This is a genomic window from Hallella absiana (assembly GCF_025457485.1).
Classification (GTDB): domain Bacteria; phylum Bacteroidota; class Bacteroidia; order Bacteroidales; family Bacteroidaceae; genus Prevotella; species Prevotella absiana.
Genome location: NZ_JAMXSP010000001.1, coordinates 234,061 through 259,410, shown reverse-complemented (window position 1 = coordinate 259,410; position 25,350 = coordinate 234,061). Strand labels below are relative to the sequence as shown.

Genomic DNA, 25,350 nt, shown 5'->3' with positions numbered 1-25,350 from the left:
GATGTTGAAGCTTCGATACGCTACATTTCTCCTTTTCTGCATGGTCGTCCTACTGTCGTGGGGTGAAGAATGCAGCGATTCCACACAGCACAAGATCAGCCGTGTGCGTAGGATTGTACGTAATTTTTCGAGCATCGATACCGCTTACATAGAGCCGCAGCACTACAACTGGTCGGCGATGATTCAGAACACCAACACGTTTGAGAGCTACCACATGAGAAATAAAAACGGTCACGAATATTATTTCTCACCCGACCCTTCGTATAAGTTGGGACCCTATTTCGGTTGGCGGTGGGTATTCTTGGGCTACACCATCGACTTGGTGCATCTGGGTGCTTCGGATAAGAAGCAGGACTTTAACCTGAGTTTATACAGCAATCAGATTGGCGTGGATCTGTTTTACCGCAAATCGGGCAATGACTATCACATTGCGGGAATTAATCTCGGAAAGAAGTTTGATACGTCGGCAATGAAGAATGTGGACTTCAAAGACCTGAGTTCTTCCATCAAAGGCTTTAACCTCTACTATATCTTTAATCACAGAAAATTCTCATATCCGGCCGCATACGCACAGAGTACGAGGCAGAAGCGTTCATGCGGAACAGCGATTGCAGGTATCGGATATACCAAACATAGCCTTGACATCAATTGGACAGCCCTACAGGAACTGGCTGCCACGAGGCTGTCGAAGGAAGTCATGTCGGTGATGGACTCCTCGATGACATTCAGTAACATCGATTACTCTGCCTACAACGTTTCCGGAGGATATGCTTATAACTGGGTTTTTGCACGCAATTTCCTGTTCGACATCTCGGTGCAGGCCTGTTTGGCATATAAGCGCGCAACCAATGAGGTGAAGTCAACAAATCTCAAGAATTTCCTGGACTTTGACTTCCGCAATCTGAATGTCGACGGTATCTTGAGAAGTGCTGTTGTGTGGAATAACAACCGTTGGTATGCCGGATGCAGCTCTGTATGGCAGTTCATCACTTATCATCGCAAGGAGTTCTACACCAATAACATTTTCGGAAACCTCAATTTCTATGTAGGTTTCAACTTTGGAAAACGATAAACACGATATATCAATCAGGATAATAGCTCATCAGATGAAGAAGAAAATCAAATATCTGTTGTTCTTTTGTTTGCTCTTTATGGGAGCAGCAGAGGCACACGCTGCCCGGATCGACTATTGGCGCAGCGATTCTATCAAAGTCATGAAACTGTTCAGAAAAGCACATCGCGAGGTGCGGGACTCCAACTACATGCTGTTCTTTGGCCGGCAACTCATAGGCTTGCCTTATGTGGCCAAGACACTTGATCAGCACAAGGAGGAGCAACTTGTGGTGAATCTGCGGCAGTTTGACTGCACAACATTGGTTGAGACGGTCCTGGCACTCTCGGAATGTATGAAGCGGAAGACACCGGATTTTACTCATTTCTGCAAAGAGCTGGCACTGATCCGCTATCGCGACGGCATCGTGTCTTATCCTACGCGTCAGCACTATTTCACCTATTGGATCAATCAGAACGTGAGAAAGAGACTGGTCACCGACTTGCAGGGACCGGTGCCTCCGTTCACGGCAAAGCAGTTGGTCAGCGTGAATTACATGACTACACACCCGTCGGCATATCCAATGTTGAAGATGCATCCCAATTGGATTGGCGAGATCAGGAAGATGGAGGACAGTATTTCGGGACACACTTATCGCTATATTCCCAAGGCCGCATTGGACAATAGCGCACTGCTGAGGTCCACCATTCACAATGGCGACATCATCGTCATCCTCACCTCTAAGCGTGGTCTCGACACCAGTCATATCGGTATTGCTGTTTGGCATGCTGATGGTCTTCATCTACTCAACGCTTCTGCCATCCGGCACCATGTGGTTGAGGAGCCCAAACTTTTCCGCACTTACATGATGGAGCACCCGACGTTTACAGGCATTAGAGTTGTAAGGGCAATATAAAAGGTCAAATTCAACCCTTCCGTTGACATACACTTCATAAATGACAAAAGAAGATATAGAAAGATTCATGAAACATCTTGCAATACTATTAGTTGCCCTGTTAAGTACACTGAACATTTCTGCGACGTGGGCCAATGTTGGGGAAAAAAATATTCAGACTGTGACGACAGACAGCCTCCGCACTGCTGACTTGCTTTTTGTGCTCAACCCAAAAGGCAATGCAATTACCGAAGTGACAGAGGGTGTTGACCACATGCCCATCGATCATGTCGGCATTGTATTCCGCTCGGCGGACGGACTATTTGTTATGGAGGCAACAGCAGCACAGGGCGTGACATTTACACTTCTCTCTTCTTTCATAAAGCGGAATCATCAGCCCAACTTGATAAGTAGCGTGGTTGTGGGAAGACCGCGCAAAGATGTAGACCTTAAACGACTGATGGATAAATGGGAATGCTATCGAGGCCTACCTTACGACTCTCTCTACATGCCCGATGATCAAGCGATGTACTGTAGTGAACTGGTGCAGAAAATGCTATACGACAACAATGGCAAGCCTATCTACGGTACTATTCCTATGTCGTTTCACAACGAGCATGGCAAGATAATACGCTACTGGCGGAATTTCTATCATCGGCGTGGACTTGAAGTTCCAGAAGGAAAGCCTGGCACCAACCCTGGACAAATCTCTCGGGATGCCAATACTGTCATACTTGGCTTGCTTATAACAAATATAAAAAAAACACAAAGCCCAGTACAATAACCATGATATTGCACTAATATTTGTATCTTTGCATTTAACAATACAAAGAAACGAAACAATGATTCATATATTCAATCCTGAACATGATATAGCGTTGGGTGCACATGTAGAGCAGTTTACCGCTCCACATGCTGCTCGGCAATTGCGCCACGACTTAGGTTTCTTGCCGATGATATGGGCCGAGGAAGGTGACAAAGTCATCGTGGAAGACGTTGAAGCGGCTAAGGAAGCTTTCCGGCATTTAGGGTTGAAAGCAAAGGGATCATGGCATAGCTGGAAGAGAATTGCGGAGGTGCTGGATGTGCGTCAACCCGAGGAGATTGATCCGTGGGGTTGGGATCAGGCACTATTCCGTCGAATGACAAAGGCAGGGGTGTCTCCTGCGCTGCTGCCGATGCCCAACCGTATGGAAGCTATCCGGCAGATGAGTCATCGTCAATGGGCTGCTGAACACGTGTTGCCGGCTATGCGTCGTCTGCCCAATACTGTGGGCGAAGCTACGACAGTATCCAATGTCAGCTGTTTAATGGCTTTGCTGCATGATCATGGCCGCGTTGTGGTAAAGGCTCCGTGGAGCAGCAGCGGCAGAGGAATAAGGTATCTTGACGGGCAGGATCAAGCATCGTACGTCGCACCGATGCACAACTGGGCTCGTAACGTCATAGGTCGGCAGGGCTGTCTCATGCTGGAGCCCTATTATAATAAGGTGTCGGACTTTGCCATGGAGTTCATTTCAGACGGTCGCGGTACGGTGCGCTATTGCGGATTGTCGGTCTTCGACACACGCAGTGGTGCTTACACGGCCAGCATCCTCGACACGGAGGAGGACAAAGTTGCACGATTGGCAACTTGGATTAGCGCTGACCAGCTCATACTAATCAAGGAGCAGTTGACAATGGTACTCGCCAGAGAGCTTGGCAACAGCTATCGCGGCCCCTTAGGTGTCGACATGATGGTGGTCAGCGTGGACAACAAGCTGATGGTGCATCCCTGCGTGGAGCTGAACCTCAGACGCACGATGGGACACGTGGCCTTGGCACTGACACGTCGCTTCAAAGTATTGCCGAAGATCATGAGCATCGTGTACACGGATAAGTATAGGTTGAAAATAGAAGCCCCTCTCTAATTCCCCCAAGGGGGAGAAAAGCAATACCCCAAAGCTACCGTTGTGGTGACTTTGGGGTATTTGCTTATTATCTATTGATGAATGTTGAAAGACTTACTAATCATTCAACATTTATCATTCGTTTACGCTCCGTGGAACAGATATTCCTTTTGCGTGTCGATGGCGATGCGTGTGAAGAGCTCGTTGACCAGAGCGTCAGCGACCTCAAGCGCATGGTTGAAGAGCTGGTCGCTGAAGGCCTGCAACATGTCGTGAGCTTCCATCGGACGCTCCTTATAGATGGCGAGATAGCGCTCCTCAAACTCTTTCTGCCGCTGATCGTTCTCAGCTTCGAGCTTGGCATAGGTCTCCTTGATCAGTGGCGCATAGGCGTTGTAGTTGACCATGCCCAGTGTCATCACCTTGCGGAAACGCCAGTAAGCAGAGGCTGAGTCGCAGTGGTTGTCGCCAATGCTATAGGCTTTCGGGAAAGAAGAGATGCCCTGATAGATAGGCAGGAACACGCCGAGGTCTGCCATGCCGTTGGCTACGTAAGTGATGCAACCGATTTCTTTCGGCAGCCACGGGCGCACCTGCATGAGGTGAGTCTGTGTGGTGCGGAAGATCGACACGGGACGGAAAGGCTCCTTGCCGTTGTTGTGGAGATAAGGATCATGGTCCGTGCCGTCGTAGTGGAAGCGGAACGCATTGCGCAGACGCGCGATGGTGATTGGCTTTTCGGGTTCAGCAAAGACGGGGAACGTGTTCTTCGTCACATCCTGCTTCATGCCCGGGGTGAAGATTCCCTGCAGTCCCCATACACGTGGATAGTTATAGGTGGTATCGTCTTTGTCGTCCTTGGAGTAAGCTTCGTGGAAGTCGAACTCGCCCTTTGAAGGGTCGTACAGTCCATGCTCCTGTGCGAACTCGATGAGATCCTTCGACGCGATATAGTTCTCCTTGTCGTTGGGATCATATTTGCGGAAACGACTCTGGTTACCCGTCACGAAATACTTGTCGTTAGGCATACGGCAAGCCAGGAAACGGTGTCCACAGCAGTTCTCGAGGTACCAAGTCTCCTTATTATCGATGAATCCGATGCCGAAACCCTCAGCAGAACCATATTTCTCGATCAGGGCGCCGAGTCGCTCCACGCCCTCGCGTGCTGAGTGGATATAGGGCAGCACGATGTTGTAAGTGCAGTTCTCAGCGAGTCCATCCTTGACGTATGGATCAAACTCCAATGCTTTGGGACTGCTGAAGATCGTCTCCGTGCTGCTCTCACCGATGCCCAGCGAGTTGAAGCCAGCGCTTCCCCACTCGTGATGGTATTGATAGTCGGGCAGGGCGGTATAGCCCAGCCGCTTCTTGGGCAACGGGCAGCGGAAGCCACTGTCGTCAGCGACAAACTCCTCGGGACCGTTGTCGGTGTCGGGGAAGACCAGCCAGTTCTTGCAGCGCATGGCGTCGAAATCCTCGGAACGGGCATAGATGTGTGATCCATCACTTGTAGCCTTGCAGCCGACAACGATCGTCGTGCACTCTGAGGTCAAGTGACCCTTGATTTCCTTTTCTTTCTTTTCCATAGTCTTTGATGATTATAAGATCGTATGATGTTTGTGATATCTTATTTCTTGCGGCCCAGCGAGCGCAGCCATTTCAGCGGATGGCGCAGCACGCTGCCGATGCCCTTGCTCTGTGTCGGGGCAGACTGAGTTGCCGGTTGCTGCTGTGGACGTTTTTTCGACTTGGGTCTGTTGCCTTGTGCCCCCTTCTTTCTGTAGTCCTGTGCATTTCCGTTTTGCGGATTGCGACCCTCGTCCTTCTGGCCACGATGCCGGCGGTTGTTGCGTTTGCGCTCTTGGCCTTGACGCTCCTCGGCGCCACGGTTCTCACCGTTGTGAGCCTCATTGTTACGGTTCTCGCCGTTACGGTTGTCCCTATTGCGGTTGTCGCCGTTACGTCTGTCCTTGTTGCGGTTGTTGCGGTTGCCCTTGTTGAGGGTCTGCTCGTTGTCAGCTCTGCTGTCGGTCATCGGGTTTTGCTCATTGGTCTGCACCTCCGCATTGTTGCGGTTGCCACGTTGCCGGCGGTTATTACGACGGCCGTCGCACTGTTCGCCCTGTGCGCCCTGCTGGTTCTGTGCATTGCGGTTGGCACGCTTGGTGTCTTTGTGTGCAGTATGATCCCGGTCTTTGCGTCGACGGCTCTTCGCCGAAGTCTTGCCATTGCGCTTAGAGATCGTGTACTCCGGGCCCTCACCACAGCCTTCAGGCAGTGGATTCTTCTTGATATCCTTCTCAAGGAACTTCTCGATCTGGTGGAAAGCATACATATCGTCTTCGTTGACGAGCGTGATGGCAACGCCGTCGCGGTCGGCACGTGCCGTACGGCCGATGCGATGGACATAGTCTTCGGCATCGTGGGGAACATCGTAGTTGATCACCATGGCGATGTCGTCGATGTCAATGCCGCGTGCCAGGATGTCCGTAGCCACCAAGACGTCGATCTGTCCGCTCTTGAACTTGAACATCATATCGTCGCGCTCTGCCTGATCAAGATCAGAGTGCATCTCACCGCTGTTGATATGCAGGCGGGTGAGTGCCTGGTTGATATGCTTCACCTTCTGCTTGCTGCCCGAGAAGATGATGACGCGTTTCAGGTCACCAGCCTTGAAGATGTCCTCAATGATCTTGAGTTTCTGTGTTTCATAACAGATATAGGCACTCTGCTGAATCTTCTCCGCAGGCTTGCTCACAGCCAGTTTCACCTCCACAGGGTCCTTCAACAAACTCTGCGCGAGCTTTTCGATGTCCTTCGGCATCGTGGCTGAGAACATGATCGTCTGACAAGTCTGAGGCAGTTGCGAGGCAATCTTCATGATGTCGTCAGAGAATCCCATGTCGAGCATACGGTCGGCCTCGTCGAGTACGAAAAAGCTCACCTTGCTCAGATCGACGTTGCCCAAGCTGATGTGAGAGATGAGTCGTCCCGGTGTGGCAATGACCACGTCGACTCCTGACTTCATACTCTTAAGCTCTTGGTCGTAGCGGTTGCCGTCATTGCCGCCGTAGACAGCCACGCTGCTCACGTCTGGTGTATAGTAGGCAAAGCCCTGCATGGCCTGGTCGATCTGCTGGGCGAGCTCGCGTGTGGGCGACATGATGACGCAATTGACGGCATTGTCGGGGTATCCGCCGTCGTCGAGTTTGGAAAGGATCGGCAGCAGGTAGGCTGCTGTCTTGCCGGTTCCGGTCTGTGCTACGCCGAGCACGTCGCGGCCGCTAAGTATTTCGGGGATACACTTCTCCTGCACTGGTGTGCATTCCTCGAAGCGCATGTCATAGAGTGCGTCAAGGACGTTATCGCTTAAGTCTAATTCTTCAAATCTCATTATATATGTTTCTTTTTATCGTTTAATATAAATAAGGTGTACCCACCTTACGTGTTATTCTGAACAGTCTGTTATTTATTATTTATGATTTATACACTATACATTACTCATTAATTCGGTGCCTGACGGTAACAGATCAGTGCGATGATGATGAAGATCAGGTTGGGCATCCATGCTGCAAGCATCGGCGGGAAGCCTGCGTTGATGGCAAAGGAGGCCGAAACGGTCTGCAACATGATATAGGTAAAGCTCAGTGCCAGTCCGATACCAAGGTACATGCCCATGCCGCCCTTACGCTTTCTGGCAGAAAGCGAGGCACCGATGATCGTCAGGATGAACGAGGCGAAAGACGAGGCAATGCGTTTGTGATACTCCACCTCATACTGCACCACATTGCCCGAACCGCGGTTGATTTGCTTGGAGATGTAGTCTCTCAGTGCCGGAGAGGTGAATGTCTCCTGTTGTCCTTTGGAATAGACGAGATCCATTGGCTCCATCTGTATGATTGTGTCCTTGACATCACCGGTGGTGATATGCTCGCGCAGGCCCTTGAGCTGTCGTACCTTCCAGTTGCTAAGCTTCCAATGGAACTTGTTGTCAGAGATGGTGTCGTACTGAATCGTCATGGCCGTGAGGTGCGAGATGAGCTTCTTGTCCTTGAAACGGTCGAGACAGAAGCCGAAGCCCTGCTTTTGCGTGTCGTCGTAGTGCTGGATGTACGCGATCACGCCGGGTCCCACCTGCAACTGCACATTGTCGGCCGACGTCTGCTTTTTCTTGTTCTTGTACATCGACTCGAAGTTCTGCCGGATCACCGTGCCGTGGGGGATAACATAAGCTGAGAGGTAATACGACAGACCGGCCAACAGCACGCACGTGAACATGTAGGGTCTGAGCAGCCGCTTGAACGAGATGCCCGTGGCCAACATGGCGATGATCTCGGAGTTGCCGGCCATCTTCGACGTGAAGAAGATCACGGCAATGAAGACAAACAACGCGCTGAAGAGGTTGGCGAAGTAGGGGATGAAGTTGGCATAATAGTCAAAGACGATGGCCCGCAACGGTGCATGGTACTGCGTAAACTTCGCCAGGTTCTCATTGACATCGAAGACAATGGAGATGGAGATGATCAGTGCGATGGAGAAGAAATAGGTGCCGATGAACTTGCGGATGATATACCAGTCGATCTTCTTGATATATCTGAAGGGATTGATGTACTTCAATACCCTGAGGAAACGGAAGAGATGTCCGATCCACTTCAATATACGTTGCAGCAGACGAGTGTGGCGTGCTATCCAGCCAAAGCCCTTGTGCAGCCACGCCGGATGACGGCTCATCCAGCGGGCTACCTTGTAGCGTCTGCGGTGTTTACGTATCTTGCTAAAACTTTTCATGAACGTAACGATAATCAAATTCTTCTGCCCAGCTGGTCAATCACTGACCGCTTCCACTGCACAAAGTCGCCCTGCTCGATGTGCTGACGCGCATCGGTGACAAGACGGAGGTAGAAAGCCAGGTTGTGGATGCTGGCAATCTGCATGGCCAACAGCTCACCGGCCTTGAACAGATGGTGGAGATAAGCCTTGGTATAGACTTTGTCGGTCTCACAGCCGTCCGGGTCGATAGGGGAGAAGTCCATCTCCCATTTCTTGTTGCGCATGTTCATGGTGCCTTCATAAGTGAAGAGCATGGCATTGCGGCCGTTGCGTGTCGGCATGACACAGTCGAACATATCCACACCGCGCTCGATAGCCTCAAGGATGTTTTGTGGTGTTCCTACGCCCATGAGGTAGCGGGGCTTGTCCTTCGGCAGGATGTCGTTGACCACCTCGATCATCTCGTACATCACCTCAGTGGGCTCGCCGACAGCCAGTCCGCCAATGGCGTTACCGTCAGCGCCCTTGTCGGCGACAAACTTTGCGGCTTCCTGACGCAGGTCTTTATACGTACAGCCCTGCACGATCGGGAAGAGGCTCTGGTGATAACCATAGAGCGGCTCGGTCTCGTTGAACCGCTTGATGCAACGGTCGAGCCAGCGCTGTGTCATGGCGAGACTCTTCTTGGCATAAGCATAGTCGCTCTGTCCGGGAGGACACTCGTCGAGAGCCATCATGATGTCGGCGCCGATGACACGCTCTGTGTCCATGACGTTCTCAGGAGTAAAGATGTGCTTGGAGCCGTCGATATGCGAGCGAAACTCACAGCCTTCCTCTCTCAGCTTGCGGATACCCGTCAGCGAGAACACCTGGAAGCCACCGCTGTCGGTCAGGATCGGGCGCTCCCATCCATTGAAACCATGCAGTCCGCCTGCCGCACGCAGCACTTCGAGTCCCGGACGAAGGTAGAGATGATAGGTGTTGCCCAAGATGATCTGTGCCTTGACCTGTTCACGAAGCTCACGGAAGTGTACGCCCTTGACCGAGCCACACGTACCTACGGGCATGAAGATCGGGGTCTTGATCTGTCCGTGGTCTGTGGTGATGAGTCCGGTACGTGCGTCACTGGCGTTGTCGGTATGTTGAAGTTCAAATGTCATGCTGATGTTTATTCGTCTTTCTTCTTGTCATTGTCGTCGCTGTCCTCCTTGGGGATGGACAGATCGACGGGATGGTCCACAATCTCATCGGTGAGGGCAAAGTCCCAGACGTCCTGTACGTTCTCGACATAGTGGAACTCCACACCCTTGCGATACTTCTCGGGGATCTCCTCGATGTCTTTCTTGTTGTCGCGGCACATGACGATGTCGGTGATGCCGGCACGTTTGGCAGCGAGAATCTTTTCCTTGATGCCACCCACGGGCAGCACTTTTCCACGCAGCGTGATCTCGCCTGTCATGGCAGTGTTCTTGCGTACCTTGCGCTGGGTGATAGCCGATGCGATCGATGTGGCGATGGTGATGCCGGCCGAGGGGCCGTCTTTCGGAGTAGCGCCTTCGGGCACATGGATGTGGATATTCCAGTTGTCGAAGATGCGGTAGTCGATGTTCAGCGTATCGCAGTGGGCTTTGACATATTGCAGGGCGATGATGGCACTTTCCTTCATCACGTCGCCAAGGTTACCCGTCAGCGTGAGCTTGCCGCCCTTGCCTTTGGACAGTGATGTCTCGATGAAGAGAATCTCACCGCCAACACTTGTCCATGCCAGTCCCGTGACGACACCCGCATAGTCGTTGCCTTGGTAGATGTCGCGATAGAAAGGCGGATTGCCCAGCAGATCCTGCAAGACAGCAGGTGTGATCGTGGTGTACTCCAACTCTCCGTCCATGGCTTTCTTGAAGGCCAGCTTGCGCAGTGCCTTGTTGATCTGCTTCTCCAACTGTCTCACACCACTCTCACGAGTATATGACTCGATGATCTTCTCCAATGCCTGCTTGGTGAATTTCACCGGCGGTTCGATAGTGTCGAGGCCCGTGTTTTTCAGTTCGCGTGGCACGAGATGGCGTTTGGCGATCTCGATCTTCTCCTCCGTGATATAGCCCGACACCTCGATGATCTCCATACGGTCGAGCAATGGGCGCGGAATCGTGTTGAGATCATTGGCAGTAGCAATGAACAGCACCTTGGAGAGATCATAGTCTACATCCAGGAAGTTGTCGTGGAAAGCACTGTTCTGTTCCGGATCGAGCACCTCCAAGAGGGCTGACGACGGGTCGCCGTTGATGGTGTTCTGTGTCACCTTGTCGATCTCATCAAGAATAAACACAGGATTTGAAGAGCCTGCCTTTTGAATGCTCTTGATGATACGACCCGGCATGGCACCGACATACGTACGGCGATGACCGCGGATCTCACTCTCGTCGTGGAGTCCGCCGAGCGACACACGCACATACTTACGCTTCATGGCTGCCGCAATGCTCTTGCCCAGTGAGGTCTTGCCGACTCCCGGTGGACCATAGAGACAGATGATCGGTGACTTCAGGTCGCCACGCAGCTGCAGCACAGCGAGGTGTTCCAGGATGCGCTCCTTGACCTTTTCCATGCCATAGTGGTCACGGTCGAGGATACGGCGGGCGCGTTTCAGATCGAGGTTGTCCTCAGTATATTCTCCCCATGGCAGGCTTACGAGTTGTTCGAGATAGTTGACTTGTACGCTGTACTCCGGGCTCTGAGCATTGAACATATCGAGTTTGTCAAGCTCTTTTTTGAAGAGTTTGGCAACCTCATCGGGCCATTTCTTGTTCTTGGCTTTCTCTTCCAGCTCATGCTTCTCAGTAGAACCATTGTCAGAGCCGAGCTCTTCACGGATGTTCTTCATCTGCTGTTGCAGGAAGTACTCCTTTTGCTGCTCGTCAAGATCCTCATGTGTCTTCTGCCGAATCTGGTTTTTCAGTTCGTTGAGCTGTATGTCGCGGTTCTCCAGTTTCAGCAGTTCCATGAGTCGCTGTGAGATGTCACCGATCTGCAACAATTTGATTTTGTCGCGTACGGAGAACGGCAGGTTCGTGCATACAAAGTTGATGAGCAGCGTGTCGTCGCCCATATTCTTCAGCGGCATCATTGTCTCGCTGGGAATCTCGTCATTGACGTTGATGAGTCGCTCTGTGGTTGTATGCAAATCAGCCATAAAGGTTTTGTACTCATCAGTATTCTTCTCCTTGTCGTCAGGAATATGCTCGGGCGCAGGCTTTACAATACCGGTATAGTAAGGCTTGTAGCCAGTGATGGTCTCAAGTTCGCAGCGGCCGAGTGCCTGGAAGATCGCTGTGATGTTGCCGATATTAGGCATCTCGATCATCTTCACCAACCGAGCATAAACACCGATCTTGTAGAGATCAGCGACTTTGGGAGAGTCGATATCAGCATTGCGCTGGCAGAAGATGGCACAAATCATGCCGTTGCCCGACTTATCGAGCTTCTTGGCCAGGTTGATACTGGCTTTTCTACCCAACAGGATTGGCACCAATATACCAGGGAAGAGCACCATGTTGCGCGTCGTCAACACGGGAACTTCATCGGGAGCCTGAGTATTGAAGAGGGTAGAGGTGTCGCCTTCAAAGTCGGCGAACATCTGAATGGATGTATTTGGTTTCTTATTCATGAATATATTGTTCCTTGTTTCAAGCTGTGAGAAGGATCCTTTACTACTTTTAATGTGCAAAGTTACAAAAATTATAGCATAATGTTTTAGTCTGTTCAATAAAAAACGCTAAACCAAGTCTAACAATTGGCTAACAATTGGCTTTGCAGCAAAATATTATGTTTATGAGAGCGTTTAAGAGGTTATGAGTCATACAGAAAAAATTGGTTTCCAGTTCCGACAATTCTTTGTCGGACAACAGCACTGTGCCATGAAGGTAGGTACAGACGGTGTGCTGCTTGGCGCATGGGCCACAGGTGGACATCATATCCTTGACATCGGTACGGGTACGGGCGTGGTTGCGCTGATGATGGCACAGCGCTTTCCGTCCGCCGATATCGATGCCATAGAAGTGGATCACGATGCCGCCGAACAAGCCACGGACAATGTGCGGCAATCCCCCTTCGCTTCCAGAGTTACTGTGACGCACACTGCCCTACAAAACTTTCATCCGTCAGCGCCATACGACAGTATCGTCTGCAATCCGCCATACTTTCTCAACAGCCTGAAAGCGCCCGAGGCTTCGCGCTCGCTGGCCCGTCATGCGGGAGACGACAGCCTGACGTTTCGTGATATTTTTGTTTTTGCAAAAGCAAACACTACGGACACTGGTGTTGTAAACGTCGTTGTGCCTACGCTCAGCCAGGAGGCTTTGGAGACCGAGGCTTATCTTTTGGGCTTCAGAAAAAAACGTGAGCTGCTTTTGCGCACGACCCCGCGAAAGCCTCTCTCGCGTGTGCTGGTCACCTTCAGCCGTTCCTCCCACTCTCCGGCAGAGCGATCCGAGCAGTGTCTGATGAATGCAGACGGAAGCAGAAGTGCCTGGTATCAGCAGCTCACCGCCGACTTCTATGTCAAATAGCGCCTCTTTTTGAGAATAGTAAATCTACTACATAAAAGAAGCATGACTTATGTGCGGGAGAATTCTCTCTTATATATAATAAGGTGTAGCGCCAACAGTTTTGCGAATGAACTCTGAGGATACTTTTTATCTCAAGAATTAGAGAATTAGAGAAGTTCCTATAGGTTGGAATTAAAAAGGATTATTAGAACGAAAGTGTCTTTGCGGCTTATGTCCTCAAATTCTTATCAATTCACCAAGATGTACATGAAATTCTCTCATTCTCAAATTCTTGAGAACAAAGAATCTTTTAGGGAATACGACTCTTGAAGCATTTTACTCCCCTCTCCTTGGGAGAGGGGTAAGGGGGTGAGGCTCCAGTTATTTAATATTATTGATCGTCTTCCCGAATTTCTTTTGCAGTAGCTTTGTCAGCGCGATACCTCTCCGCGTTTGCTTGACGAGATCGTCGTGAAGTCCCGAGAGGTCATTGAAGAGATCAGCCGCGCTCGTCTGCAAGAGGTTGGGACGTCGCAACCGTTTGTCGCCATTGGGATTGACGATGATGCGGATACCTTTTTCCTCGACATGCACATCTATGTCCTTTCCTGTCATGGCGGGATCACCATCAAAGTGAATTACGCCCGGCTCCTGACGGTGAATCGTCAGGTGCTTGGTGCGGAATGTCTTGATGCGAGAGCTCTTGTCAAGCGTCTTGCTGAACATGTCGATGGCAATCTGTGGAGCCTCAAGAACGTTGAAAGGCTCCATAATCACCACGTCCATCAGTCCGTCGCTCATCGATGCCTGAGGAGCAATATAGGCGTTGTTGCCATATTGCGAGGCGTTGGCACAGGTGATCAGAAACGCTTTATAGCTTTGCGTACCCGTGTCGTCCTTTAATATATAGGTCTCCGGCTTGTATTTCAAACCTTCCTCCAACACTTTCTGTACGTAAGTGACCGGTCCACGCTTGCCTGCTTCAGCGAACTTCTGGCTGACGAAGGCGTCAAAGCCCATGCCACAGGTACAGAAAAACGGCATGTCGTTGATCACGCAATAATCGAGATCATGAACCACAAAGTCATTGATGATGCCAAGGCTCTTCTTGATATCACGTGGTATGAGCAGGTGTCTGGCAAGTCCGTTGCCCGATCCGCAAGGGATGATGCCCAAAGCAGTATGAGTGTGAACCAGACCGCGCGCCACCTCGTTCACAGTGCCGTCACCACCAACAGCCACCACAGCATCCACGCTACGCTCGCTGGCTGCATGGGCCATCGTCGTGGCGTCACCGGGACCTTGGGTCATTTGGATGTCGATGTCAAACAAGTCGTGATTGATATTTTGAGTAATGAACTCAGGAATAACCCGTTTGCTCGTCGTCCCGGAACAGGGGTTGATGATGAACAGTATTTTCTTTTTCATGAGGGCAAATTTATGTAATATAAATGAAATGAGAGAAGAAAAGATCAATAAAAATTGCAAAATCAGACGATTTCTGCGCAAAAAGCGCTGATTGTGCCATAAATTTTGTAACTTTGCAGCCTAAAGTATAAACAACGTAGTGTTATCTACACCTATTTAAAAGATGGGACAGTTACAAGAAAGATACAAGAACTACCGTGTACCTCAGAAGTACATGGAGGAAGGCGTATATCCTTATTTCCGTGAAATTACAAGCAAGCAGGGCCCTGAGGTGACTATGGAAGGTCATCAGGTGCTGATGTTCGGAAGTAACGCCTACACAGGTCTGACGGGCGACGATCGTGTGATCGCTGCCGCCGAGAAGGCACTCCTTAAGTATGGTTCCGGTTGTGCAGGCAGCCGTTTCCTCAATGGAACCCTCGACATCCACGTGCAGTTGGAGAAAGAGTTGGCTGAGTTTGAGCACAAAGACGGAGCTCTGTGCTTCTCCACTGGTTTCTCTGTCAATGCGGGTGTCATTCCCCAGTTGGTCGGTCGTGGTGACTATGTCATCTGCGATGACCGTGACCATGCTTCCATCGTTGACGGACGCCGTCTGAGTTTCGCCACTCAGCTCCACTACAAGCACAACGACATGGAGGACTTGGAGCGCGTTTTGAAGAAGTTGCCCCACGAGGCTGTGAAGCTGATTGTCGTCGATGGCGTTTTCTCCATGGAAGGCGACTTGGCTAAATTGCCTGAGATCGTGGAACTGAAACATAAGTACAACTGCTCGATCATGGTCGACGAGGCTCACGGTCTCGGTGTCTTCGGTGAGCAGGGACGTGGTGTCTGTCACCACTTTGGCCTTCAGGACGAGGTAGACGTCATCATGGGTACGTTCTCCAAGAGTCTTGCTTCCATCGGTGGCTTTGTGGCTGCTGACTGGGACACCATCAACTATCTGCGTCACACCTCCCGCACCTATATCTTCTCCGCCAGTGACACGCCGGCCGCAACAGCCGCTGCCATCGAGGCGCTGCACATCATTCAGGAGGAGCCGGAGCGTATCCAGCACTTGTGGGATGTGACCAATTACGCCTTGAAACGCTTCCGTGAGGAGGGCTTCGAGATTGGCGAGACCGAGAGTCCTATCATTCCGCTGTATGTCCGCGACAGCTACAAGACATTCCTCGTCACCAAGTTGGCTTTCGACCGTGGCGTATTCATCAACCCTGTCATTCCGCCCGCATGCGCTCCACAGGATACTTTGGTCCGCTTCGCACTGATGGCTACTCACAGTAAAGAGCAAGTCGAGCGCGGTGTGCAGATCCTCAAGCAGATCTTTGTCGAGCAGGGTATCATCAAGTAAATACTTGCAAAGAGTCATCCATCCCGCATGTTGGGAAAAATGATAAAAAACGTCGCCTGTGGCGACGTTTTTTTATTTTCTTTCGTCCTTGGCTCTGATTTTTGGCAATTTCTGAGTCTTTTTCTAACTACCACTTAATCAGCTATTTACAGAAACCCTTTGTTTTTGTTCTCCTCTTTTGTAAAGCATTCAGAAATCATCACGCCGAGATGACATCATCATTCCGGTGGTTTGACACCGACATCTCGGTGAGATGACCTCGCCATCTCGCCGAGATGCATTGCCAATACGCCATAGTTTCTCATAAAAGCTCAGTTTCGAGTCGCCCCGAGTACACTTTTTTTTGAATCTGAAGTATGTTTCACACTTATTCCTCGCTGGAGCATCCATGTTTCACGACCGTTTTTTGTCATTATAAATTATCGGCAAACGATTGAGGCTTTCAAAGAGGGACGAGACATAGATCATATTTCCATTGATAGAGTAGGGCAGTAGTGTATCCATAAGATGCGCAAGAGGGAACAGATCGCTAAAAGGTGGACATTTTTTATGAATAAACATTTTTTATACCTTGGGGATATAATTTTTGCCTCATCAAATTTGTGTATGATGAAAATAGTCAGTACCTTTGCTCCCGCAAAATGAAGATATTATAGTTCTTACATGATTTTCAGTATGGTATTAGCTGCAGTAACATGATCTTTTCTGCAATTTAAATATAAAAAATGGAAAGGTGCCACGAGTTTATGCTTGTGGCCCTCCTTTAGCGTAGTTGGCTGACAGGTTAAGGATCGATTAGATTTCATTCAGGATAACAAACAAGAAAAAAGCCGGCAACGCAGCAACATAGCAACACAACGATATACATAACACAACGATATACATAACACAACAACACAACAACACAACGAATATAAAGTAACAACACAACGAACACAAGACAACAACATAAACTCTGGATTACAAACTCATTTTCAATTGTTGAATTATTGCGATAGAACATGGGCAGAGATTGACTCTGTCCACAAAGTCAAATGCAATAAAAAATGCAGTTGGGATGGGCTTCCACAAACACAAAAGACATATAAACATCAGTATAACACAAACATATCAGCATTATGAATTATTCCCCTACAGTTTCAATAAAAGCTGCGATGATAAGAGAAAAGTCAATTAGTTCTTTGGACGTGCACATCCATTTAAGTGCTCAGATTCCCGTGGATCGCGTGACAATCGGTGTCTTTGGTCACGATGGCAAAACGAAGAATGTAAAGACACTGGAAGCTGCTGCTGTCAGACAGGACACGGTCCGGCTTCCCATGTCCTCCCAACTGAGCGCATCCGACCACGTACTGGTAATGTGCAATGCGCCGGCAGACTTCTATGAGGGCTGCATTACCGACGAACAAGCCTTCCGCAACCGGCAGATGACAATCGACGAAGCACTGAGCAACTGCATGTCCCCCAGTCTTGGGAGTGACGCACGCTTACCAATGTTCGGTGAATCCCAAACACTGACACCAGCCAACAGCGCCGGACTGCTGTACACTGCCGAAGTGAGCGTATCCCCCCTTCTGGCTAAAATCACGGTAGACCATTTCGAAATCGACCTACAGTCATTCAACGGCGAGCGTGGCAGGGATCTCTTTATCCCGGAAAACCTCCTGCTCACCAACGTACCGGAGGCTCTCTCGCCCGGTGAGGTCTGTGCTGATTGCTGCCACGGCGATATGTCGCACTATGGGATGCCGGGCTTTCGAGGACACAGTTGCCTCTGCACCAATGGAATCACAGCCGTCAGTGGACACCATTTCCTCAAGAATCTTCCGCTTTTCTCACCGTCATGCGACAGTGACAGCAACCATCCACTCATGCTTGTCGTCAAGGGGCAGTTTGCGCCCTATGGAGTCGGACAGATGCTGATGCCGACGTGTTTCCCTCTTCCTTTAGGCAGCATCAAAGCCGGAATGCACTATCACATCAGTGCAACGGTAGGCGGCATTGGTAGCAGTCCGGTGTACGACGCGCAGGGCAATCCCATATATACGCCGTTGGATGAAATCAACAACAAGATAACAGTCGAAGCCTGTCCCTTCGATGACATGTTTTCACCAAACGCGCCCTCACAACAATACATCCACAATAATTAAGCAAACATTTATTCAATAGATTCATATAATATCATTCATTATTTAAGTATAGTAGCTCCATTTTTACTATACAGGTTTGTAAATGCAAGATGGAAGGGATTCCGGGACTTGCATTTGTTCCAATAAGAAAAGTAAGCGGCCGCACTTCGGGAGAAGTGCGGCCGTTGTTGTCTTTTCTTAATTTGTTATAATTCATTTGGTTATCTCACTTTTTTGTCTTAACTTTGTAAAGTTAATGTGAGGATAACCAGTTTCTACAGAATTAATTGGAGGCTTTCCTCTTATGTTGAACGGAGTTGGATAGCGCTTGTTTTTAACCTATCCGGGATCTGTCTTTTATAGATCCGGACTCCATAAATAGTTAGTTATGCAAGGTATAAAGAGAAACGTTTTATTGATTTTGACGATGCTTTTTGTCGGAACTTTCAGCGCTTTTGCGGGTAACAATCTGGATTCCGACGCAGTAGACTCTTCACAGAGCGATTATTGGGAAAATGTGATGAACGCAATCATTCAAGTGGAGAGTGGTGGTAACAGCAAGGCTAAGAGTGGTAGTTCGGTGGGAGCTATGCAGATCACACCGCTGCTTGTGGCTGAGTGCAACAACATCCTCAGAAGCAGGAGAAGTAAGAAACGGTATAAACTCTCTGACCGTCTGAGTGTTAAGAAATCGAAGGAAATGTTTCTTCTGATACAGTCGAAGTACAATCCGCTACGTAATATTGAACAGGCGATACGCTCGTGGAATGGCGGTATCCACTATAGTGTGAAGCGAACGCAGCGCTATCTGGAGCGTGTCCTAAAGGTCATGAAAGGTTAACACACCTTATATATAATAATGAGACGATACATCTTTTTCATTCTCTCCCTTTTTCTGATGCTTCCCGCTTGTGCGCAGTCGGAGCATTATCAGGAGCGTGTAGCACAGTTTGCTGCCATGCGTGACGTCGACAGCACAGACATCGTGATGCTTGGCAACGCTTTGACCGAGTATGCCGGTGACTGGAGTGTGCTGTTGTCCTGGCGTCATGTGTGCAACCGTGGCATTGCAGGAGATGATGCGGAAGGGATGTATCGTCGCATTGGCTCTGTCTTGAAAGGACGCCCGAAAGCTATCTTTCTGATGACGGGCGGACAGGACATCATCGAGGGAAAGACGGTCGACGAGGCTTTTAATGCCAGTGTGGCTTTGATCGCTCATATACGTCGCACGTCTCCCCGCACGAAGCTGTTTGTCGAGAGCAACTTGCCGATATGGGAGAATAACCAGGAACTGCTCAAAGGCAAGATGCAGATGATGGCGCAACTCAATGTGCGCCTCCGCCATTATTGCGAAAAAAAACATATCGCGTACATCAATCTCTTCCGTAACTTTGTCCGTCGTGGTACCAATGAGATGCGACGCGAACTGACGCAAGACGGTTTCCTGCTCACACCCTTTGGCTATAAGATGTGGGCGTTTGAGATTAAGAAGTATTTGTATAGCCTCACCCACTAACTCCTAATCAGGTTTCAAGCCTCACCCCCTAACCCCTCTCCAAAGGAGAGGGGAGTGAAATGTTTCAAGAGTCGATTTGAAAGCGACGTTTCAAAGGCATTTTGGAAATGTGTTTCCTTTTGAAATTGTTCAGTGGAATATTGCCGTGACTAAATTCTTATTCCTTCATACTCCACAATGATGGGCAGGATATTCTCTAATTCTCAAATTCTTGATAAAAATAGCAAGTAGTAAGTCTTCAAACTTATTAGCTGAACTATTTTCTTTATATTCGTTTATTATGATGGCGCGTTAAAAGAAAAAACGTGGCACAGATGTGCTCGTTTGTGAAAATAGAAAGAAGATATTTTGCCTTTTCTTTTGCGATTTCATTCCTTTACCTTATCTTTGCCAGCGATAACCAATAATTAAAAATCGACTATGGAGAATAACACACGTGTCTTAATGAATATGAATCCTGTGGTGGCTTATCTGCAAAAGGCACCGAAGGATTTTACGATGGAAGACATCATCAAACTCATCAAGTTCAAGTCTATTCAGATGGTGAACTTCATGTACCCCGGTGGTGATGGTAAGCTGAAGACGCTAAACTTCGTGATTACCAATGAAGCATATCTGCGCACGATCCTTAGCTGCGGTGAGCGTGTCGACGGCTCTTCGCTGTTCGACTTTATCCAGGCTTCGAGCAGTGACTTGTATGTGATGCCGCGTTTCTCTACCGCTTTCATCGATCCTTTTGCCGAGATTCCTACACTTTGCATGCTCTGCTCGTTCTTCGACAAGGACGGTAATCCGCTGGAGAGTGCACCGGAGTATACGCTGCGCAAGGCCATCACCACGCTGCGTGACCGCCAGGGGCTGGACTTCTGGGCGATGGGTGAACTGGAATACTACGTCATCAAGCCTTCGGTAGACTCTTTTCCCGCACAAGAGCAACACGGCTACCACGAGAGTGCCCCTTATGCCAAGGGCGGTAACTTCCGCACGCGTTGCATGATGCTTGTCGCACAGTCCGGCGGTATTATCAAGTACGGACACAGTGAGGTGGGTAACTTCACGAAGAACGGACTTACCTATGAGCAGAACGAGATCGAGTTTCTGCCAGTTCCTGCTGAGCAGGCTGCCGATGAGTTGCTGATTGCCAAGTGGATCATCCGCAATGTAGGCTACCGCGAGGGTTATGACGTGACCTTTGCGCCGAAGATCACGACAGGAGAGGCTGGCAGCGGACTTCACTTCCATATACAGTTGCGGAAGGAGGATAAGAACGTGCTCGTGGAGAACGGGAAGCTGAGCGACACGGCACGCAAGGCGATCGCTGGCCTGCTCGACGTGGCTCCGGCGCTGACTGCCTTTGGCAACAAGAATCCTACGTCGTATTTCCGTCTCGTTCCGCATCAGGAAGCACCGACGAATGTATGCTGGGGCGACCGCAACCGCTCGGTGCTCGTACGTGTGCCACTCGGCTGGACTTCCGGTGTGGATATGTGTCATAAAGCCAATCCCGAGGAGCCCGAACGCAACTATGACACAAGCGGCAAGCAGACCTTTGAGATCCGGTCTGCCGATGGCTCTGCTGATCCTTACCAGATGCTCGCAGGCATCTGCGTAGGACTGCTTCATGGACTGGAGATGCCCGATGCCTTGGCTATGGCGGACCGCACCTACGTAGCTGTGAATATCCACGACAAGGCCAATGAGCAGAAACTCGCAGAATTGAAGTCTTTGCCCGACAGCTGTGCGGCTTCCGCCGACTGTCTGGAACAGCAGCGTGCGGTCTTTGAGCAATACGGCATCTTCTCCAAGGCTATGATTGACGGCGTCATCGCGCAGCTCAGAAGTTTCAACGACCGCACCCTCCGTCACGACGTAGCCCTGCATCCTGAAGAAATCGCCAAACTTGTTGGCAGATACTTCCATTGTGGGTGATGCCTCTTTCGTGATATTAGAGCGGTCGTAGGGATCGCTCTGATGTCATTGTGAGTAGAGGCGGAGAAGATCTTGCACTATCTTATCTAAAGATAGGCTGCACTCGGAAATGAAAAATAAAATTCCATTTCATTCCATTTTATTTTGTCATTCCACTCGTTTGCACTATCTTTGCAGTAGATAAAAGCAATTGCAATGACTTATACTATTGAAAAAGTAACTACACTCATCGGCGCACGCCGCTATGGTAGTGCGGATGCCAACGTCGGCTTTCTCCTGACAGACAGCCGTTCGCTTTGTTTTCCCGAGGAGACCTTGTTCTTCGCCCTTAAGTCAACACGTAACGATGGACATAACTACATCCCAGAGCTCTACCGCCGTGGTGTCCGCAACTTTGTGGTCACCGACGTACCTGCCGGTTATGCTGTCGATTATCCCGATGCCAACTTTCTGAAAGTCGTCAACACGCTCGAAGCCCTGCAGCGGCTCGCTGAACGCCATCGCGACGAGTTCAACATCCCTATCATCGGTATCACGGGCAGCAACGGCAAGACCATGGTCAAGGAGTGGCTGTATCAGTTGCTCTCCCCCCAGCTCTATGTCACCCGCAGTCCGCGTAGCTATAACTCTCAGATCGGTGTGCCTCTCTCGGTGTGGCTTATGGACGACAACACCCAGGTGGGTATCTTCGAGGCGGGCATCAGTCAGCCCGGTGAGATGCTGGCGCTGCGTGACATCATCCAGCCGACGATTGCCGTGCTGACGAATCTTGGTGATGCTCATCAGGAGAACTTCTCGTCGATGGAGGAGAAGTGCCGTGAGAAACTCATCCTTTTCCACGATGCACAGACCGTCGTGTACAACGAGGATGATGCTATTATTAATAAGGTGGCAGGCGAGTTCAACTACCAGGGCGAGCGCTTGTGCTGGTCGTTGAAGGACAGCAAGGCACCGATGTATGTCAAGAAGATCGAGAAGGAAGACGCTTCTTCCACGATTCACTATATATATAAAGGTGGTAAGGAAAACCGCTATACCATTCCGTTTATCGACGACGCGTCGATCACCAACTCCATCATCTGCGCCGCTGTTGCCCTGCATGTCGGTGTTTCTGCCGAGCAGCTTGCCGAGCGCATGGAGCAGTTGGAGCCGATTGCCATGCGTCTGGAGGTGAAGGAAGGCCGCCACGGCTGTACGCTGATCAACGACTCGTACAACTCGGATATCAACTCGCTCGACATCGCGCTTGACTTCATGAACCGTCGTCCCGACCATAAAGGCCGTCGTCGTACGCTCATCCTCAGCGACATCTTCCAGAGTGGCGAGGAGCCTGCCGAGCTCTATCACGAGGTCAGCGACCTGGCCCGCAAGCGCGGCGTGGTGAAGTTCATCGGTATCGGCAAGGTTATCAGTGAGTATGCCGACGAAATACAGATCGCGGAGAAGTTCTTCTTCGAGAGTGTCGGCGCCTTCATTCATAGCGAGGTCTTCAAGAGTCTGCGCGACGAGGTCATCCTGCTCAAGGGCGCGCGTAGCTTCGGCTTCGACCAGATCACGGAGTTGCTTGTACAGAAAGTGCATGAGACCGTGCTGGAAGTGAACCTTGGTGCTGTGGTGAAGAACCTCAACTACTACCGCTCGTTTATGAAGCCCGAGACCAAACTCGTGTGCATGATCAAGGCAGACGCCTACGGTGCCGGTAGTGTGGAGGTGGCCAAGACGCTGCAAGACCATCGTGTCGACTATCTCGCCGTGGCTGTCGCTGACGAGGGTGCCATGCTCCGTGGCAATGGTATCACCAGCAACATCATGATCATGAACCCTGAGATGAGTGCTTTCAAGACGATGTTCGACTACGACCTGGAGCCGGAAGTCTACTCGTTCCGCCTGCTCGACGCGTTGGTGAAAGCCGCAGAGAAAGAGGGTATCACAGGCTATCCCGTACATATCAAGCTCGACACAGGTATGCACCGCCTCGGCTTCGACCCGGAGAAAGACATGGATGAACTCATCGACAGACTGAAACATCAGAATGCCATCATCCCGCGCTCTGTCTTCTCTCACTTTGTCGGTTCCGACGATAACTCGTTCGACGACTTCTCTGCTCATCAGTTCCAGCTCTTCGACGAGGGCAGCAAGAAACTGCAGGCCGCCTTTGACCATAAAATTCTCCGCCATATCGACAACTCTGCCGGCATCGAGCACTTCCCTGAGCGTCAGTTGGACATGTGCCGTCTGGGTCTCGGACTCTATGGCATCAACAGCCGCAACAATCAGATCATCAACAACGTGTCGACGCTGAAGACGACGATCCTGCAACTGCGCCACGTGCCTGCCGGTGACACTGTGGGCTACAGCCGCAAGGGTAAGATCGATCATGACAGCGTCATCGCCGCCATACCTATCGGCTATGCCGACGGACTGAACCGCCATCTCGGCAACCGCCACTGCTACTGCCTTGTCAACGGCAAAAAGGCAGAGTATGTCGGCAACATCTGCATGGACGTGGCTATGATTGATGTCACGGGTATCGACTGCAAGGAAGGCGACTCGGTGGAGATCTTCGGCGACCATCTGCCCGTGACGGTGCTCAGCGATGCCCTTGATACCATCCCTTACGAGGTGCTCACCGGCATCAGCAACCGTGTCAAGCGCGTATATTATCAGGACGACTAAAGGGTTGGACAACTAAATCCTGAAAAAAAGAATGAGAGAAACAGACGACGACAATGATTCCGCCGTCTCTTGAAATAACAACAGAGAGGCTGCAATGACGAGTTGTAGCCTCTTTTTATATCAACGTTTTCTCTGTCAATGTCCTTTCTGTCAACAGTTATATATCAACGTTTACTTATGCTGAATCGTCGAAAACGACGTCTCGTACTTTGGACCGTCCTTGGTATTCTTGTCTTGCTGACGGTCGTGTTGGGAGGCGCGAGCTGGTATATGCTCGACTATGCGCTGCGCCCGTCTTTCAACAAGGGACGGCACGAGGCCTATATCTGGAAGCGTATACAGCACAGCTATCCGTCGTTGCGTCCGTGGACCGACAGCCTGCGGGCTAACCACTGCCTTCACGATACTGTCATCGTCAATGCCCGTGGCGACAGTTTGCATGGTGTCTATCTCTTTGCGCCACGTCGGAGCAGCAAGATAGCCGTGGTTGTCCATGGCTATACCGATTGCGCGATCTATATGCTGCCTTGGGCCAAGGTCTATCAAGAGATGAACTACAATGTCCTCCTTCCGGAGCTCTACGGCAACGGTCGCAGCACAGGCGATCACCAGCAGATGGGCTGGCTCGACCGTCTGGATGTGCTCCAGTGGATAAGCATTGCCAACAAGTGCTTTGGTCTGAGCGACCGACAGTCGCGCATGGTTGTGCATGGCATCTCCATGGGTGCGGCGACGACGATGTGCGTCTCCGGCGAGCAGACACCTGCATACGTGAAAGCGTTTATAGAAGATTGCGGTTACACCAGTGTGTGGGACGAGTTCGGCAGTGAGCTGCGCGATCAGTTCGGCTTGCCGCCTTTCCCAATCCTCTATACCGCTTCCGCCCTCTGCCGTCTGCGCTATGGCTGGTCGTTTGGCGAGGCCTCGCCGTTGAGGATGGTGGCACACTGCCATAAGCCGATGCTGTTTATCCACGGCACAAAGGATGATTTCGTACCGACGTGGATGGTGGAGCCGCTCTACAAGGCCAAGCCACAGCCTAAGGAGAAGTGGCTCGCAAAGGAATCCGCCCATGCCCGCAGCCTCCATGATCATCCGCAAGCCTATCGTCGTGTGGTGAGGCAGTTTGTGGAACGCTATGTAGAACCATGACACATTATTATATATAGGAA

General features: G+C 50.4%; 18 protein-coding genes. 12 read left to right on the top strand and 6 right to left on the bottom strand.

Features of this window, described 5'->3' with window-relative positions:
• Position 1: 1 nt before the first annotated feature.
• The 4 genes from NG346_RS00970 to NG346_RS00955 are packed head-to-tail and all read left to right on the top strand — an operon-like array spanning position 2 to position 3,856.
• Entirely contained in the window at positions 2-1,072 is a 1,071-nt protein-coding gene (locus NG346_RS00970; RefSeq protein ID WP_262278752.1) for a DUF4421 domain-containing protein, read from the top strand.
• 34 nt (positions 1,073-1,106) lie between these two features.
• Positions 1,107-1,967, top strand: a complete 861-nt coding sequence (locus NG346_RS00965) for a DUF1460 domain-containing protein (RefSeq protein WP_262278753.1) — start codon at positions 1,107-1,109, stop codon at positions 1,965-1,967.
• A gap of 40 nt (positions 1,968-2,007) precedes the next feature.
• The gene (locus tag NG346_RS00960; protein WP_262278754.1) at positions 2,008-2,730 is read left to right on the top strand and encodes a YiiX/YebB-like N1pC/P60 family cysteine hydrolase; all 723 of its coding nucleotides are present in this window, start codon (positions 2,008-2,010) and stop codon (positions 2,728-2,730) included.
• A 58-nt stretch (positions 2,731-2,788) separates the two neighbouring features.
• Positions 2,789-3,856, top strand: coding sequence for a hypothetical protein (locus NG346_RS00955; RefSeq protein ID WP_262278755.1), 1,068 nt, complete (start codon positions 2,789-2,791; stop codon positions 3,854-3,856).
• Positions 3,857-3,978: 122 nt separating this feature from the next.
• Here the strand turns inward: NG346_RS00955 and NG346_RS00950 are convergent, their stop codons facing one another.
• The 5 genes from NG346_RS00950 to lon form a co-directional block, all read right to left on the bottom strand.
• Positions 3,979-5,421 (bottom strand): C69 family dipeptidase, encoded by a 1,443-nt coding sequence (locus NG346_RS00950; protein ID WP_262278756.1) that lies wholly within the window; start codon positions 5,419-5,421, stop codon positions 3,979-3,981.
• Between the two features lie 41 nt (positions 5,422-5,462).
• Positions 5,463-7,229 carry a DEAD/DEAH box helicase gene (locus NG346_RS00945; protein ID WP_262278757.1) on the bottom strand — a complete coding sequence of 589 codons (1,767 nt, stop codon included), beginning with the start codon at positions 7,227-7,229 and terminating at the stop codon, positions 5,463-5,465.
• 110 nt (positions 7,230-7,339) lie between these two features.
• A complete protein-coding gene (locus NG346_RS00940) occupies positions 7,340-8,623 on the bottom strand; it encodes an LptF/LptG family permease (RefSeq protein WP_262278758.1) in 1,284 nt (427 codons plus the stop codon).
• Between the two features lie 14 nt (positions 8,624-8,637).
• Positions 8,638-9,765, bottom strand: coding sequence for a tRNA guanosine(34) transglycosylase Tgt (gene tgt, locus NG346_RS00935; RefSeq protein WP_262278759.1), 1,128 nt, complete (start codon positions 9,763-9,765; stop codon positions 8,638-8,640).
• 8 nt (positions 9,766-9,773) lie between these two features.
• On the bottom strand, positions 9,774-12,266 hold the full coding sequence (gene lon / locus NG346_RS00930; RefSeq protein ID WP_262278760.1) for an endopeptidase La: 2,493 nt from the start codon (positions 12,264-12,266) through the stop codon (positions 9,774-9,776).
• A 184-nt stretch (positions 12,267-12,450) separates the two neighbouring features.
• On the opposite strand from lon, the gene NG346_RS00925 reads away from it, so the two are divergent.
• Positions 12,451-13,167: a tRNA1(Val) (adenine(37)-N6)-methyltransferase gene (locus NG346_RS00925; protein ID WP_262278761.1), complete on the top strand. Its 717-nt coding sequence runs from the start codon at positions 12,451-12,453 to the stop codon at positions 13,165-13,167.
• A 360-nt stretch (positions 13,168-13,527) separates the two neighbouring features.
• Here the strand turns inward: NG346_RS00925 and NG346_RS00920 are convergent, their stop codons facing one another.
• The gene (locus NG346_RS00920; RefSeq protein WP_262278762.1) at positions 13,528-14,574 is read right to left on the bottom strand and encodes a diacylglycerol/lipid kinase family protein; all 1,047 of its coding nucleotides are present in this window, start codon (positions 14,572-14,574) and stop codon (positions 13,528-13,530) included.
• A 163-nt stretch (positions 14,575-14,737) separates the two neighbouring features.
• Here NG346_RS00920 and spt point away from each other — a divergent pair, with 163 nt between their 5' ends.
• From spt to NG346_RS00885, 7 genes are all read left to right on the top strand, one after another.
• Positions 14,738-15,925 (top strand): serine palmitoyltransferase, encoded by a 1,188-nt coding sequence (gene spt, locus NG346_RS00915; protein ID WP_262278763.1) that lies wholly within the window; start codon positions 14,738-14,740, stop codon positions 15,923-15,925.
• Between the two features lie 1,154 nt (positions 15,926-17,079).
• Entirely contained in the window at positions 17,080-18,075 is a 996-nt protein-coding gene (locus NG346_RS00910) for a hypothetical protein (RefSeq protein WP_262278764.1), read from the top strand.
• Between the two features lie 376 nt (positions 18,076-18,451).
• Positions 18,452-18,895: a lytic transglycosylase domain-containing protein gene (locus NG346_RS00905; RefSeq protein ID WP_396266669.1), complete on the top strand. Its 444-nt coding sequence runs from the start codon at positions 18,452-18,454 to the stop codon at positions 18,893-18,895.
• A gap of 18 nt (positions 18,896-18,913) precedes the next feature.
• On the top strand, positions 18,914-19,573 hold the full coding sequence (locus tag NG346_RS00900) for a GDSL-type esterase/lipase family protein (RefSeq protein WP_262278766.1): 660 nt from the start codon (positions 18,914-18,916) through the stop codon (positions 19,571-19,573).
• A 420-nt stretch (positions 19,574-19,993) separates the two neighbouring features.
• Positions 19,994-21,502: a glutamine synthetase family protein gene (locus NG346_RS00895; RefSeq protein ID WP_262278767.1), complete on the top strand. Its 1,509-nt coding sequence runs from the start codon at positions 19,994-19,996 to the stop codon at positions 21,500-21,502.
• A gap of 195 nt (positions 21,503-21,697) precedes the next feature.
• Positions 21,698-24,178: a bifunctional UDP-N-acetylmuramoyl-tripeptide:D-alanyl-D-alanine ligase/alanine racemase gene (locus NG346_RS00890; protein WP_262278768.1), complete on the top strand. Its 2,481-nt coding sequence runs from the start codon at positions 21,698-21,700 to the stop codon at positions 24,176-24,178.
• 177 nt (positions 24,179-24,355) lie between these two features.
• Positions 24,356-25,330, top strand: coding sequence for an alpha/beta hydrolase (locus NG346_RS00885; protein WP_262278769.1), 975 nt, complete (start codon positions 24,356-24,358; stop codon positions 25,328-25,330).
• Positions 25,331-25,350 lie beyond the last annotated feature (20 nt).

What these genes read in the sequence shown, in the direction of transcription:
- NG346_RS00970 (WP_262278752.1), top strand. Translation starts at nt 2, where the DNA reads ATGTTGAAGCTTCGATACGCTACATTTCTCCTTTTCTGCATGGTCGTC.
- NG346_RS00965 (WP_262278753.1), top strand. Translation starts at nt 1,107, where the DNA reads ATGAAGAAGAAAATCAAATATCTGTTGTTCTTTTGTTTGCTCTTTATG.
- NG346_RS00960 (WP_262278754.1), top strand. Translation starts at nt 2,008, where the DNA reads ATGACAAAAGAAGATATAGAAAGATTCATGAAACATCTTGCAATACTA.
- NG346_RS00955 (WP_262278755.1), top strand. Translation starts at nt 2,789, where the DNA reads ATGATTCATATATTCAATCCTGAACATGATATAGCGTTGGGTGCACAT.
- NG346_RS00950 (WP_262278756.1), bottom strand. Translation starts at nt 5,421, where the DNA reads ATGGAAAAGAAAGAAAAGGAAATCAAGGGTCACTTGACCTCAGAGTGC.
- NG346_RS00945 (WP_262278757.1), bottom strand. Translation starts at nt 7,229, where the DNA reads ATGAGATTTGAAGAATTAGACTTAAGCGATAACGTCCTTGACGCACTC.
- NG346_RS00940 (WP_262278758.1), bottom strand. Translation starts at nt 8,623, where the DNA reads ATGAAAAGTTTTAGCAAGATACGTAAACACCGCAGACGCTACAAGGTA.
- tgt (WP_262278759.1), bottom strand. Translation starts at nt 9,765, where the DNA reads ATGACATTTGAACTTCAACATACCGACAACGCCAGTGACGCACGTACC.
- lon (WP_262278760.1), bottom strand. Translation starts at nt 12,266, where the DNA reads ATGAATAAGAAACCAAATACATCCATTCAGATGTTCGCCGACTTTGAA.
- NG346_RS00925 (WP_262278761.1), top strand. Translation starts at nt 12,451, where the DNA reads ATGAGTCATACAGAAAAAATTGGTTTCCAGTTCCGACAATTCTTTGTC.
- NG346_RS00920 (WP_262278762.1), bottom strand. Translation starts at nt 14,574, where the DNA reads ATGAAAAAGAAAATACTGTTCATCATCAACCCCTGTTCCGGGACGACG.
- spt (WP_262278763.1), top strand. Translation starts at nt 14,738, where the DNA reads ATGGGACAGTTACAAGAAAGATACAAGAACTACCGTGTACCTCAGAAG.
- NG346_RS00910 (WP_262278764.1), top strand. Translation starts at nt 17,080, where the DNA reads ATGATAAGAGAAAAGTCAATTAGTTCTTTGGACGTGCACATCCATTTA.
- NG346_RS00900 (WP_262278766.1), top strand. Translation starts at nt 18,914, where the DNA reads ATGAGACGATACATCTTTTTCATTCTCTCCCTTTTTCTGATGCTTCCC.
- NG346_RS00895 (WP_262278767.1), top strand. Translation starts at nt 19,994, where the DNA reads ATGGAGAATAACACACGTGTCTTAATGAATATGAATCCTGTGGTGGCT.
- NG346_RS00890 (WP_262278768.1), top strand. Translation starts at nt 21,698, where the DNA reads ATGACTTATACTATTGAAAAAGTAACTACACTCATCGGCGCACGCCGC.
- NG346_RS00885 (WP_262278769.1), top strand. Translation starts at nt 24,356, where the DNA reads ATGCTGAATCGTCGAAAACGACGTCTCGTACTTTGGACCGTCCTTGGT.